Genomic DNA, 12,472 nt, shown 5'->3' with positions numbered 1-12,472 from the left:
GGGCAGTCGGGTGACAGCCGGGTACGAGGTTATACGCCCTGGCTGACAGAGCTCATATTGAAATCGGGGACGCGCAGCGCCGGCATCGCGGCCCTGGTGAACCAGTCGCTCCACTCGCGCGGCAGCGTCTTCTCGGTCCGGCCCGCCTCCGTCGCACGGCCGAGCACGCCCACCGGGGACTCGTTGAACCGGAAGTTGTTCACCTCACCCGTCACCTCGCCGTTCTCGACGAGGTAGACGCCGTCCCGGGTCAGACCGGTGAGCAGCAGCGTCGCCGGGTCGACCTCGCGGATGTACCACAGGCAGGTCAGCAGCAGCCCGCGCTCGGTGTTCGCGACCATCTCGTCCAGGGAGCGGTCCTCGCCGCCGTCCAGCACGATGTTGTCGATGCCCGGCGCGACGGGCAGGCCGGTCAGGCCCGCGCTGTGCCTGCTGGTCGTCAGGTGCCGCAGCACGCCCTCGCTCATCCACTCGGTGGCCCCGAGCGGCAGCCCGTTGTCGAACACCGACTGATCGCCCCCCGAGGAGTGCGCGATCACGAAGGGCGCCGACTCCAGGCCCGGCTCGTCCGGGTCGCTGCGCAGGGTCAGCGGCAGATCGGTCAGCCTCTCGCCGACCCGCGTGCCCCCGCCCGGCTTGGAGAACACCGTGCGGCCCTCGACCGCGTCCCGGCCCGAGGCCGACCACATCTGGTAGATCAGCAGGTCCGCCACGGCCGTCGGCGGCAGCAGTGTCTCGTAGCGCCCGGCGGGCAGCTCCACACGCCGCTCGGCCCACCCCAGACGCACGGCCAGCTCCGCGTCCAGCGCCGCCGGGTCGACGTCCTCGAAGTCCCGCGTGGAGCGCCCGGCCCACGCCGACCGGGTCCGGTCCGGGGACTTGGCGTTCATCTCCAGCGTCCCGTTCGGCTGGTCGTGCCGCAGCCGCAGACCGGTGGAGGTGCCGACGTACGACGACACCAGCTCGTGGTTGGCGAAGCCGTACAGCTCACGGCCACCCGCACGCGCGCGTGCGAAGGCCTCGCCGAGCGCCGGGGCGAAGTCGGCGAACACGGCCGAGGAGGTCTCGGCGGGCGCCTCCATGAAGCCGGGCGACCGCTCCACACCGGTGACCAGCGGCTGCGCGTCCTCGGCGGGCGCGGCGCCGCGCGCGGCGGCCTCGGCGGCCCGCACCAGCGGCTCCAGCTCGTCGGCGGTCACGGCGGACCGTGACACCACGCCGGAGGCCGTGCCCTCCTTGCCGTCGACCGTGGCGATCACGGTCAGCGTGCGCCCGCGCGTCACACCGTTGGTGGTCAGCGCGTTGCCCGCCCAGCGCAGGTTGGCGGTGGACTGCTCGTCGGCGATGACGACACAGCCGTCCGCCCGGGACAGTTCGAGGGCGCGCTCGACGACCTCGTGGGGCTTGGTGGTGCGCGCGCTCATCGACCGGCCTCCTGGGTCGTGTTGAGGATGTTGACGCCCTTGAACAGGGCCGACGGGCAGCCGTGCGACACGGCCGCGACCTGCCCGGGCTGCGCCTTGCCGCAGTTGAAGGCACCGCCGAGCACATAGGTCTGCGGTCCGCCCACGGCCGACATCGAGCCCCAGAAGTCGGTGGTCGTGGCCTGGTAGGCGACGTCGCGCAGCTGCCCGGCGAGCCGCCCGTTCTCGATGCGGTAGAACCGCTGACCGGTGAACTGGAAGTTGTAGCGCTGCATGTCGATCGACCAGGACCGGTCGCCGACGACGTAGATGCCGCGCTCCACGCCCCCGATGAGGTCCTCGGTGGACATTCCGGCCGGGTCCGGCCGCAGGGAGACGTTGGCCATGCGCTGCACCGGGACGTGGCCGGGGGAGTCGGCGTAGGCGCAGCCGTTGGACCGTTCGAAGCCGGTCAGCTTCGCGATGCGCCGGTCCAGCTGGTAGCCGACGAGGGTGCCGTTCTTGACCAGGTCCCAGGACTGCGCCGCGACGCCCTCGTCGTCATAGCCGATCGTGGCCAGGCCGTGCTCGGCGGTGCGGTCGCCGGTGACGTTCATCAGCTCCGAGCCGTAGCGCAGCCTGCCCAGCTGGTCGAACGTGGCGAAGGAGGTGCCGGCGTAGGCGGCCTCGTAGCCGAGCGCGCGGTCGAGTTCGGTGGCGTGCCCGATGGACTCGTGGATGGTCAGCCACAGGTTGGACGGGTCGACGACCAGGTCGTACAGGCCCGGCTCGACGCTCGGCGCCCGCATCTTCTCGGCGAGCATCTCCGGGATCCGCTCCAGCTCGCCCTCCCAGTCCCAGCCGGTGCCCTTCAGGTACTCCCAGCCGCGTCCCGCGGGCGGGGCGAGGGTGCGCATCGAGTCGAACTCGCCGCTGGACTCGTCCACCGACACGGCGTTGAACACCGGGTGCAGCCGCACGCGCTGCTGGGTGGTCACGGTCCCGGCCGTGTCGGCGTAGAACTTGTTCTCGTGGACCGTGAGCAGCGAGGAATCGACGTGGTCGACCCCGTCGGCCGCCAGCAGCCGTGCGCTCCACTCGGCGATGAGCCCGGCCTTCTCCTCGTCGGGCACCGAGAACGGGTCGATCTCGTACGACGAGATCCACGTCTTGTCCGCGTGCACCGGCTCGTCGGCCAGCTCCACACGCTCGTCGGAGCCGGCCGCCTTGATCACCTGGGCGGACAGCCTGGCCATCGCCACCGCCTGCCCGGCGACCCGGGCGGCGGCGTCCATGGTGAGGTCCACGCCGGACGCGAAGCCCCACGTACCGCCGTGCACCACCCGCACCGCGTAGCCGAGGTCGGTGGTGTCCGACGACCCGGCGGGCTTGGCGTCCCGGAACCGCCAGGAGGCGCCCCGCACCCGCTCGAACCGGAAGTCCGCGTGCTCGGCGCCCAGCGCACGCGCGCGTGCGAGGGCCGCGTCGGCGAGGGCGCGTAGGGGGAGGGCCGTGAAGGCCTCGTCGATGGTATGAGGCACCGCCGTCTCTTTCTGTCGAGGTGACCGTGGTCGTCGTGTGTCTGGCTGCTCCGATCATGTCGCCCATCCCGCGCGCGGGCCATGAGTTTCATGCTCCGGACCCGCGGCTTTCTGTAGGGATCCGACAGTGAGTCCCGTACGCCACTGTGGGTGCCCGATTGTCCGAGGGGCTGTCCGGACCGATAGGTTTTCGAGGAAGCCGCCTGTCATCGCTGCCTGTCGTCCGGGCGCGGGGGCGGAGTATTCAGACCGCTATCGAAAGGGTGATCCGTTGAGCCGCTCGGTTCTCGTCACCGGAGGCAACCGGGGCATCGGCCTCGCCATCGCCCGCGCCTTCGCCGATGCCGGCGACAAGGTCGCCATCACGTACCGCTCGGGCGAGCCGCCGGCCGCCCTGACGGAACTGGGCTGCCTGGCCGTCAAGTGCGACATCACCGACGCCGAGCAGGTGGAGCAGGCCTACAAGGAGATCGAGGAGGCCCACGGCCCCGTCGAGGTCCTCGTCGCCAACGCCGGCATCACCAAGGACCAGCTCCTGATGCGCATGTCCGAGGAGGACTTCACCTCGGTCATCGACACCAACCTCACCGGCACCTTCCGCGTGGTCAAGCGCTCCAACCGCGGCATGCTGCGCGCCAAGAAGGGCCGCGTCGTGCTCATCTCGTCGGTCGTCGGGCTGTACGGCGGTCCCGGCCAGTCCAACTACGCCGCCTCCAAGGCCGCCCTGGTCGGCTTCGCGCGCTCCCTCGCCCGTGAGCTGGGCTCGCGCAACATCACCTTCAACGTCGTCGCGCCCGGCTTCGTCGACACCGACATGACCAAGGTTCTCACCGACGAGCAGCGCTCGGCCATCGTGTCGCAGGTGCCGCTCGGCCGGTACGCGCAGCCGGAGGAGATCGCCGCGACGGTGCGGTTCCTCGCTTCGGACGACGCCTCGTACATCACTGGAGCCGTCATTCCCGTTGACGGCGGACTGGGAATGGGTCACTGATCACCATGAGCGGAATTCTCGAGGGCAAGCGCGTCCTGATCACCGGTGTGCTGACGGAGTCCTCCATCGCCTTCCACACCGCCAAGCTGGCCCAGGAGCAGGGCGCCGAGATCATCCTCACGGCGTTCCCGCGGCCCACGCTGACCGAGCGCATCGCCAGGAAGCTCCCGAAGCCCACCAAGGTCATCGAGCTCGACGTCACCAACGACGAGCACCTGGCCCGCCTGGCCGACGTCGTCGGCGAGGAGCTGGGCGGCCTGGACGGTGTCGTGCACTCCATCGGCTTCGCCCCGCAGGACGCCCTCGGCGGCAACTTCCTCAACGCGCCGTTCGAGTCCGTCGCCACCGCCATGCACGTCTCGGCGTACTCCCTGAAGTCGCTGACCATGGCCTGCCTGCCGCTGATGCAGAACGGCGGCTCGGTCGTCGGTCTGACCTTCGACGCGCAGTTCGCCTGGCCGCAGTACGACTGGATGGGCCCGGCCAAGGCCGCGCTGGAGGCCACCAGCCGCTACATGGCCCGTGACCTGGGCAAGCAGAACATCCGCTGCAACCTGATCTCGGCGGGCCCGATCGGTTCCATGGCCGCCAAGTCCATCCCGGGCTTCAGCGAGCTGGCCTCCGTGTGGGACAGCCGCTCCCCGCTGGAGTGGGACCTGAAGGACCCCGAGCCGGCCGGCCGCGGCATCGTCGCCCTGCTGAGCGACTGGTTCCCGAAGACCACGGGCGAGATCGTCCACGTCGACGGCGGTCTGCACGCCATCGGAGCCTGATCTCCCGGTACCTCGCCGACGCCCCGTCCCCGCAGCGCGCGGGGAGCGGGGCGTCACCCGTTCGGCTCAGCAGGCCGGGCGGGAAGGGCCGGCAACTGGGCACTGTGGAGTACGCGTTCACCACGCGAGCCCCTCCCCAGCACGGCCGAGGAGGTCCCCTTGTGCGCTTGTCCCGCCGAACGGCCTCACTGTCCGTCGCCGCGCTCGTGCTGACCCTGGCGTACGAGGCGGTTCCCCACACGCACGCGCCGGCCGCCGGGCACGAGTCCGCCGGGCCCTTCGGCGCCGCGTGCCGGATCCGCGTGACCGGCTCCAAGGTGACCGCGTACTGCCACAACCCCTACCCGGAGACCGACCGGGTGAGTCTGCACGTGGAGTGCGCCCGCTGGTGGGACATCGACACCGACAGCTCACCCGTGGAGGCCGGGCCCGCGCAGACGGTGCGGCTGACGGGGCGGTGCTGGAAAGAGGTCGGCCACGTGTGGATCAGTCACCGGCGGGAGAGCTGATCCCGCCCGGCCGGCACAGGAAGGGATAACGGGCGGCCTCCGCCGCGGCCGTGTCCGCCTCGCCCGCGCGGATGGCGTCGAGCAGCCGCCCGTGGTCCATGTACGTCTCCGGAGTCAGCTCCTCGCCGACGTCCTCGCGCAGCCAGTCCCGCAGCACCTCGCCCAGGTCCGCGTACATGGCCGTCATCACGTCGTTGTGGGAAGCGGACACGACGGCCAGATGGAAGGTCGCGTCGGCGGTCACGAACGCCTCCTTGTCGCCCGACTCCCAGGCCTCCTCGCGCCGCAGCAGCAGCGCGTCGAGCTGTTTGAGGTCCTTCTCGGTGCGGCGCCCGGCGGCCAGCCGGGCGGCGGCCGACTCCAGCGTGGAGCGCAGTTCGGCGATGTGCCGGGGATCGGCCTCGGCGAACCGCCGCTGCATCACGCCCGCCAGCTCGCTGGTGGCCACGACGTACGTGCCGGATCCCTGGCGGATGTCCAGCAGGCCGTTGTGCGACAGGGCGCGCACGGCCTCGCGGACCGTGTTGCGGGCGACACCCAGCTGCTCGACCAGTTCCGGCTCGGTCGGGATCCGGGAGCCGACCGGCCACTCGCCCGAGGTGATCTGGGCTCGCAGCGCGGCGATGACCTGCTCGGACAGGGCCGAACGACGGGGATGGCTCAGAGGCATGGCACACCTTCCCACGACCGGGGCACCGGAGGGCTGCCGCCCACTGGACAGTCAATCATCCCATGATTCTATGATGGGGTTCATGCCCCATGAGGAAACCCGGACGATGACACCCCCGCCCGTACGCGACCCGGCCGCGCCCGGCGCCGCGAAAGAGGGCGGCGCGGCCCCGCGCGCGTGGACCGTGCGGCTGCTCGTCCTCGGCATCGTGCTGTCCGCGCTGAACCTCCGCCCCGCGATCACCAGCCTCGGCGCCCTCCTGGAGGAGGTCCGCGACGGTCTCGGCATGAGCGGCAGCGTGGCCGGGCTGCTCACCTCCGTGCCACCGCTGTGCTTCGCCGTCTTCGGCGTCATGGCCCCGCGGCTCGCCCGCCGCTTCGGAGCGGGCGCCGTGGTGTGCGCGGGCATGGCCGCCATCGCCACCGGCCTGATCGTGCGGCCCTACGCCGGCGGCACGGCCGGTTTCCTGGCCGGCAGCGCCCTGGCCCTGATGGGCATCGCGGTCAGCAACGTCCTGATGCCGGTCATCGTCAAGCACTGGTTCCCCGACCGGGTGGGTTCCATGACCGGCCTGTACTCGATGGCCCTCGCCCTCGGCACGGCCCTCGCGGCCGCCGTGACGGTGCCCCTGACCGACACCCTGGGCGGCAGCTGGCAGACGGGTCTGGCCCTGTGGGCGGGGCTCGCGGTGGCGGCGGTCCTGCCGTGGCTGCCCTTCGTCCGCGGACGCCGGACGCCCCCCGGGACGGGGGAGCAGACCGCGGCAGCGGCGGCCGGCGGCGACGCACCCGGCCCGGACCGGGACCCGGCGACCCGGGCACAGCCTCCCGCCGCGACGCCGCACGCGCGCGTGGAGGCGCCCCGGCTGCGGATGGCCCGCAGCCGCACCGCCTGGGCCCTGGCCGTCTTCTTCGGGCTCCAGGCCACCGCCGCCTACATCACCATGGGGTGGATGGCGCAGATCTTCCGGGACGCCGGTGTGCCCGCCGGTACTGCGGGTTTGCTGCTCGCGGTCACCATGGTCATGGGCGTGCCCCTGGCCTTCGTCATACCCCGCCTGGCCACCCGGCTGCCCCACCAGGCCCCGATCGTGCTCGCCCTGGGCCTCTGTGGCCTGGCCGGCTACGCCGGGCTGTACCTCGCGCCCGCCGCCGGCGCCTGGGCCTGGGCCCTGCTCCTCGGCATCGCCAACTGCGCCTTCCCGCTCGCCCTGACCATGGTCGGCATGCGGGCCAGGACGGGCCCCGGCGTGGCCCAGCTGTCGGCCTTCGCGCAGAGCACCGGCTACCTGATCTCCATTCCCGGACCGCTCCTGGTGGGCGTCCTCTACCAGCACAGCGGCGGCTGGGGCCTGCCGATCGCGCTGATGAGCGCCCTGATGATCCCGCAGATGGCCGTCGGCTTCCTCGCCGGCCGCGACCGCACGGTGGAGGACGAGGCCGCCCGCTGAGCCGCCCCCAGGGGCCGCGCGTCACCCCGGGGCGTGCGGCGCGCACCAGGAGTGGGACACTTGCCCCATGCCAGTGCTCGACCCGAATCCCCAGCACGGTCAGAAGAAGATGCTGCTCGTCTTCGGTGCCTTCTTCGCGATCTTCCTCGTCATCGCCGTCATCGCGACCATCGCCTCGCCATGACCCGCCGGCGCGCGACCCGGGGTGGGGCCAGCCCCCCTGTCCCCTAGGGGGCCAGGGTCAGGGTCAAGTGGGTGGATCACCGGATGGGTCGGCAGCCGCGGATTCCGTAGCGTCGAGTGTGTGGCCGCGAGACGGCCACCGACCACTCGGAGAGCGGAGGCACCCATGTCGGCCCCTACGCACACCCGGCTCCACCCGGCCACCCGGGCCGGTGCCGCCGGCCGGCTGCCCTGGTGGGCTCTCGCCCTGCCCGTGCTCGCCTTCACCGCGCTGCTCGCCCTGATCCTGAACCCGTCCGGCGCCCACGCGGCCACCGGCGACCCCGCGATCACCCAGCTCTTCGAGCGTCTTCAGGAGCTGACAGCCCGCTGACCACGGCCGACGCCGGCGGTCAACTCCCTGCGCCCGATGGCGTGTTTCATGCGAAGCTGGATCTCATGAGCGTCGCAGAACCCCGCAGGATTGTCCTCTTCCGCCATGCGAAAGCCGACTGGCCGCAGGTGAACGATCACGAGCGTCCGCTCGCCGACCGGGGCCGCATGGACGCGGCGGAGGCCGGACGCAGGCTGGCCGACACCGGCATCGCCTTCGACCTGGCCCTGTGCTCCACCGCGGTCCGCACCCGGGAGACCTGGAAGCTCGCCGTCCAGGAGTTCCCGCAGCGGCCGAAAACCGTCTACGAGGAGCGGATCTACGAGGCCTCCCCGGGCGAGCTGATCGCCCTGCTCAACGAGACCTCCGACGACGCCCGGAACATCCTCGTGATCGGGCACAACCCGGGCATCCAGGGTCTCGCCGAGGTCCTGGCGGGCTCCGGCGAGGACGAGGCCCGGGAGCGGATGGTCCGCCGGGGCTTCCCGGCCGCCGCCTTCGCCGTGCTGTCGTTCACCGGCGCGTGGAAGGGCCTGGAGCCGGGTGTGGCCACACTGCGGGACTACTGGGCGCCTGCCGAGTGACGGCCCCCGTCTGACAAGGGGCCCGGCGCCGGTATGGCGCCGGGCCCCTGCCGCACGCTTCAGCCGATGTCGAGGATGTCCGCCGCCTCGACCTCTTCGCGCGTGATGCCCAGCAGGTACAGGACGGTGTCCAGGAAGGGGAAGTTCACGGCGGCGTGCGCGGCCTCGCGCACCACCGGCTTGGCGTTGAAGGCGACCCCGAGCCCGGCCGCGTTCAGCATGTCCAGGTCGTTCGCACCGTCACCGATCGCCACGGTCTGCGACAGCGGCACACCCGCCTCCGCGGCGAACCGGCGCAGCAGCCGGGCCTTGCCCGCCCGGTCGACGATCTCGCCGGTGACCCTGCCCGTCAGCCGGCCGTCGACGATCTCCAGGGTGTTGGCATGGGCGAAGTCCAGCCCGAGCCGCTCCTTCAGATCGTCGGTGACCTGGGTGAAACCGCCCGAGACGACACCGACCTGGTAGCCGAGCCGCTTCAGCGTACGGATCAGGGTGCGGGCGCCGGGCGTCAGCCGCACCTCGCTGCGCACCTTGTCCACGACCGAGGCGTCCAGCCCCTCCAGCAGTGCCACGCGCGCGTGCAGGGACTGCTCGAAGTCCAGCTCCCCGCGCATCGCGGCGGCCGTCACCTCGGCGACCTTGTCCTCGCAGCCGGCGTGCGCGGCGAACAGCTCGATGACCTCGTCCTGGATCAGCGTCGAGTCGACGTCCATGACGACCAGGCGCTGCGCGCGCCGGTACAGGCCGGCGGCGACGACCGCCACGTCGATGCCGAGTCTGGCCGCGTCCGTCACCAGGGCGGTGCGCAGCGGCTCGGTCTCCACGCCGGAGACGGCGAACTCCACGGCGGTCACGGGGTACTTGGCGAGCCGGAAGATACGGTCGATGTTGCCGCCGGTCTGCGTGATCCGCGCGGCGATCGCGGCCGTCGCCTCGGCGGTGAGCGGGTGCCCGAGCACGGTGACCAGGGAGCGGCCCAGTCCGCGCGGGCGGTTGTCGCCGCGGCCGGAGATGATCTCCGCCTGCATCTTCATCGACTCCGCCCAGCTGTGGACGGTCGCCCGCAGGTCGCCTTCGAGCCCGGGCGGCGGCTCGGTCACGAGCGCGCACAGCACCATCCGGCCACGGGTGACGACCTGCTCGATGTCGACGACGTCGACCGAGTAGGCGGCGAGGGTGTCGAAGAGACCGGCGGTGATGCCGGGCCTGTCCTTGCCGAAGATCTTCACCAGGAGGGTGGGGACGTCGGCAGGGAGGTCGGAGGACGAGGTCTGCGAAGCGCTCATGGTGGTTCCACCGTATCCGGCGGGCAGGGCGGACCGCCCTCCAGGTCCGTCTGGCGGACAGCGAACTCTGGATGTCGCGCCGGTGACGCGAACCTGACGCACCGGTACCGCGTCCCGGCCCCCTCGGCGGTCACCTCCCACCCCGCGGTTTCCGCGGCGGCGGCGGGGGAGGGGGCGGCGGAGGCGGCGGCCCGTCGTCCGGCCGCGCGGGCGGCCCGTTGTCGTTCCCGGGCCCTGCCCCCTGGCGCGGACCGCGCGGCGGCGGCTTGACCGGCCGTATGACGGTGGGAGCGGCGTAGAGGTCGCGGGGGGCGGGGGGCCCGTCGTCCGGCGGTGCGGCGGGCCGGGGCTCGGCCGCCGCGCCTGCGTCCTCCGGCACCCGGAGGTAGGGGTTGGTGCCCGGGTCGGGCGGCCGGTACGGCGTGCCCGGTGTGTACGGCCCGACCTCCTCACCGCGCGAAGCCCGCCCGGCCCGCCCGGCCCCGGCGTCGGACCCACCCCCCGCCGCCTCGCCCTGCCCTGGCCGCTTCGACCCGGCTCCCTGGCCGTGTCCGGCGGGTCCGGAGCCGTCGCTCGAGGCCTGAGCCTGGCCGTAGGGGGCGTCGTCTGCGGGCAGGTGCGTGGCGCCGCGGGGCCCAGGCCAGCCCTGCCCGGCTTCCTGGCCTTCTCCGGCGGGTCCGGAGCCGTCGTTCCGGGCCTGGGCTTGCCCGTAGGGCGTGTTGTCTGCGGGCTGCTGCGTGGCGTTGCCGGGTTCCGGCCATCCCTGCCCGGTCCCGTGGCCGTGTCCGGCGGGTCCGGAGCTGTCGCTCCAGGCCTGGGCTTGCCCAGGGGTGTTGTCTCCGGGCGGCTGCACGAGGTTGCCGGGCCCAGGCCATCCCCGCTCGGTTCCCTGGCCGTGTCGAGTCGGCCCGGAGCCGTCGCTCCAGGCTTGGGTCTGCTCGACGGGCGTGTTGTCTCCGGGCTGTTGCATGGCATTGCCAGGTCCAGGCCGTCCCTGCCCGGCCCCGTGGCCGTGCCCAGCGGTCCCGGAGCCCTCGCTCCAGGCCTGGGCTTGCCCGAAGGCGGCGTTGTCTCCGGGCCGCTGCACGGCGTCGCCGGGGCCAGGCCGTCCCCGCCCGGCGCCCTCACCCTGCCAGGCCCCCTCGGCGGCCTCGCCTCGGTGCGGCTGCCCGGGACCACCCCTCCACGCCCCCGTGCCGAGCCCGGCACCGCCCGCACCCCCGCCGGCCCCCCGAGCCATCGCCGTGGCGTGGCGGCCCGCCGCTCCGCAGGCCCGTGCGAGGCCTGCCCCCGCCGCTCCGGCCCCCGCGCCCCACACCGCGCCCAGCAGGAAGGCCATGCCGAGGTGGCCGTGCAGGGCGAGGCCCGCGCCGAACGCGTCGAAGCCGAGGACGGACAGGGAGGCGGTCACGGAGACGTCCGTCAGCCAGGCCAGCAACGGCAGGGTGAACGCCGTGGCGGTCCCCAGCCGCAGCGCACACCGCCCCGCGAAGCGAACCCCGCCCGGCTCTTCCACGACCGGCGTACGGACCCCGGTCAGCACCCCCGCGAGCAGCATCATCGACGCCGCCGCCACCCCCAGCAGCCATACCCGGCCGTCCAGCTCGGCCAGCCGGCCCAGGGTCACCGGCCGGTCGCCCCCGGCGCCGAGCAGGTCGTCCAGCGGGTCCGGCAGGAAGCGGGTGAGTTCACCCGTCGCATGCCCGTCCCACGGCACGAGAAGGCCGATCGGGATGCCGAGCCACACCCCGTTCGGCGCCCCGAGCAGAGCCGCGCCGGCGATGCGCCGGGGATGGTCGTCGCCGACCGTCGCGTACGCCGCCGCGGCGAGCCCCGCCGCCACCGCGACCGACAGCACGGTCACCACCGCCGACACGGCCGGCCGCACGACCCGGTGCACGGCTTCCCAGCCCGGCGGCAGCGGCGTACGGCGCGAGGCCAGCAGGGCGATGACGAGGACGCCGGTCGACCAGCCGAGCCCGCCGAGCAGCGTCGGGGCGGTATCGACCGTGAAGCCGACCGCGGCCCGCGCGTCGACCAGGTCGCCGAGCCGGTCCGGCAACAGCCCCCCGATGTCCCCGAGCCCCGGTACCTCGACGCCCCCGCTGCCGCCGGTCACGTCGTCCAGCCCCAGCGACCCACCGTCGATCGTGATGACATCGTGCCCCGCCCACGCCAGCCCGCCCAGCATCGCCACGAACAGCGCCACCACCGCCCCCGCCCGCGCGGCGAGTTCGGCCGGTGAGATCACAACTCCCGCCGCCCGCAAGGACCTCAGGAAGAAGAACGCCAGCAGCACCGCCCCGACCAGGCTCACCCCCAGTGGCGTGATCTCGATGGCCGTGTCCGCCTCCGCGCCCGTCAGGCCGAACGCCGACACATCACCGGACGGCGTCACCGACCCACCCGCCCCCAGAGCCACCGCCGCCGCCGTCATCGGCCCCAGCGATCCGGCCGCATCGGCCTCCAGCAGCCGCAGGCCCAGCGCCGCCGTCCCCGCCATCCCGATCAACGCCCAGCTCACGGCGGCCACGGCGGACATCAGCACGTCCCCCCACGGCACCCGCGTGCCGTCCCTCACCGTCTCGGCCCCTGTGGCAGCACTCATGGCAGACCCCCCGATCCGCTGCGCGGCGGGAACACCGAGCATGTCCCCCTCGCGTCGAAATACCACTCTCCGGCCCGATTTCAACCCCGTCAACGGAATCG

General features: G+C 72.9%; 11 protein-coding genes and 1 pseudogene. 7 read left to right on the top strand and 5 right to left on the bottom strand.

The window, feature by feature from the left end:
- Positions 1-29: 29 nt before the first annotated feature.
- Together AB0I06_RS27590 and AB0I06_RS27585 are read right to left on the bottom strand one after the other, a co-directional pair.
- Positions 30-1,424 carry a metallopeptidase TldD-related protein gene (locus AB0I06_RS27590; RefSeq protein ID WP_363121528.1) on the bottom strand — a complete coding sequence of 465 codons (1,395 nt, stop codon included), beginning with the start codon at positions 1,422-1,424 and terminating at the stop codon, positions 30-32.
- Positions 1,421-2,944 carry a TldD/PmbA family protein gene (locus AB0I06_RS27585; protein ID WP_363121527.1) on the bottom strand — a complete coding sequence of 508 codons (1,524 nt, stop codon included), beginning with the start codon at positions 2,942-2,944 and terminating at the stop codon, positions 1,421-1,423. The genes AB0I06_RS27590 and AB0I06_RS27585 overlap by 4 nt, the downstream gene beginning before the upstream one ends.
- Before the next feature lie 271 nt (positions 2,945-3,215).
- On the opposite strand from AB0I06_RS27585, the gene fabG reads away from it, so the two are divergent.
- The 3 genes from fabG (at position 3,216) to AB0I06_RS27570 (ending at position 5,217) form a co-directional block, all read left to right on the top strand.
- Complete coding sequence (gene fabG / locus AB0I06_RS27580; RefSeq protein ID WP_363121526.1) at positions 3,216-3,935, top strand: 3-oxoacyl-[acyl-carrier-protein] reductase; 720 nt, start codon at positions 3,216-3,218, stop codon at positions 3,933-3,935.
- A gap of 5 nt (positions 3,936-3,940) precedes the next feature.
- Positions 3,941-4,708 (top strand): enoyl-ACP reductase FabI, encoded by a 768-nt coding sequence (fabI, locus tag AB0I06_RS27575; protein WP_363121525.1) that lies wholly within the window; start codon positions 3,941-3,943, stop codon positions 4,706-4,708.
- A 161-nt stretch (positions 4,709-4,869) separates the two neighbouring features.
- Entirely contained in the window at positions 4,870-5,217 is a 348-nt protein-coding gene (locus AB0I06_RS27570; protein WP_363121524.1) for a hypothetical protein, read from the top strand.
- On the opposite strand, the gene AB0I06_RS27565 is transcribed toward AB0I06_RS27570, so the two are convergent.
- Positions 5,195-5,887: a FadR/GntR family transcriptional regulator gene (locus AB0I06_RS27565; RefSeq protein ID WP_363121523.1), complete on the bottom strand. Its 693-nt coding sequence runs from the start codon at positions 5,885-5,887 to the stop codon at positions 5,195-5,197. The genes AB0I06_RS27570 and AB0I06_RS27565 overlap by 23 nt on opposite strands.
- Positions 5,888-5,957: 70 nt before the next feature.
- Between AB0I06_RS27565 and AB0I06_RS27560 the strand changes: the two genes are divergently transcribed.
- The 4 genes from AB0I06_RS27560 (at position 5,958) to AB0I06_RS27545 (ending at position 8,477) form a co-directional block, all read left to right on the top strand.
- Positions 5,958-7,337, top strand: a complete 1,380-nt coding sequence (locus tag AB0I06_RS27560) for a CynX/NimT family MFS transporter (RefSeq protein WP_363121522.1) — start codon at positions 5,958-5,960, stop codon at positions 7,335-7,337.
- 67 nt (positions 7,338-7,404) lie between these two features.
- The gene (locus AB0I06_RS27555; RefSeq protein ID WP_363121521.1) at positions 7,405-7,521 is read left to right on the top strand and encodes an SGM_5486 family transporter-associated protein; all 117 of its coding nucleotides are present in this window, start codon (positions 7,405-7,407) and stop codon (positions 7,519-7,521) included.
- 165 nt (positions 7,522-7,686) lie between these two features.
- Positions 7,687-7,893, top strand: coding sequence for a hypothetical protein (locus AB0I06_RS27550; RefSeq protein ID WP_363121520.1), 207 nt, complete (start codon positions 7,687-7,689; stop codon positions 7,891-7,893).
- A 65-nt stretch (positions 7,894-7,958) separates the two neighbouring features.
- Positions 7,959-8,477: a histidine phosphatase family protein gene (locus AB0I06_RS27545; protein ID WP_363121519.1), complete on the top strand. Its 519-nt coding sequence runs from the start codon at positions 7,959-7,961 to the stop codon at positions 8,475-8,477.
- 59 nt (positions 8,478-8,536) lie between these two features.
- Here AB0I06_RS27545 and serB read toward each other — a convergent pair whose 3' ends face one another.
- Both serB and AB0I06_RS27535 read right to left on the bottom strand, forming a co-directional pair.
- Entirely contained in the window at positions 8,537-9,763 is a 1,227-nt protein-coding gene (gene serB, locus AB0I06_RS27540) for a phosphoserine phosphatase SerB (RefSeq protein WP_363121518.1), read from the bottom strand.
- Between the two features lie 1,189 nt (positions 9,764-10,952).
- A pseudogene (locus tag AB0I06_RS27535) lies at positions 10,953-12,371 on the bottom strand (streptophobe family protein); the annotation flags it as partial.
- Between the last annotated feature and the right edge of the window lie 101 nt (positions 12,372-12,472).

Origin of the sequence: Streptomyces sp. NPDC050674, assembly GCF_040654575.1 — a bacterium.
In the GTDB taxonomy this organism is placed as follows: domain Bacteria; phylum Actinomycetota; class Actinomycetes; order Streptomycetales; family Streptomycetaceae; genus Streptomyces.
The sequence above is the reverse complement of the archived record's forward strand: the minus strand, read 5'-3'. Positions and strand labels throughout refer to the sequence as shown.

What these genes read in the sequence shown, in the direction of transcription:
- AB0I06_RS27590 (WP_363121528.1), bottom strand. Translation starts at nt 1,424, where the DNA reads ATGAGCGCGCGCACCACCAAGCCCCACGAGGTCGTCGAGCGCGCCCTC.
- fabI (WP_363121525.1), top strand. Translation starts at nt 3,941, where the DNA reads ATGAGCGGAATTCTCGAGGGCAAGCGCGTCCTGATCACCGGTGTGCTG.
- AB0I06_RS27565 (WP_363121523.1), bottom strand. Translation starts at nt 5,887, where the DNA reads ATGCCTCTGAGCCATCCCCGTCGTTCGGCCCTGTCCGAGCAGGTCATC.
- AB0I06_RS27560 (WP_363121522.1), top strand. Translation starts at nt 5,958, where the DNA reads ATGATGGGGTTCATGCCCCATGAGGAAACCCGGACGATGACACCCCCG.
- AB0I06_RS27555 (WP_363121521.1), top strand. Translation starts at nt 7,405, where the DNA reads ATGCCAGTGCTCGACCCGAATCCCCAGCACGGTCAGAAGAAGATGCTG.
- AB0I06_RS27550 (WP_363121520.1), top strand. Translation starts at nt 7,687, where the DNA reads ATGTCGGCCCCTACGCACACCCGGCTCCACCCGGCCACCCGGGCCGGT.
- AB0I06_RS27545 (WP_363121519.1), top strand. Translation starts at nt 7,959, where the DNA reads ATGAGCGTCGCAGAACCCCGCAGGATTGTCCTCTTCCGCCATGCGAAA.
- serB (WP_363121518.1), bottom strand. Translation starts at nt 9,763, where the DNA reads ATGAGCGCTTCGCAGACCTCGTCCTCCGACCTCCCTGCCGACGTCCCC.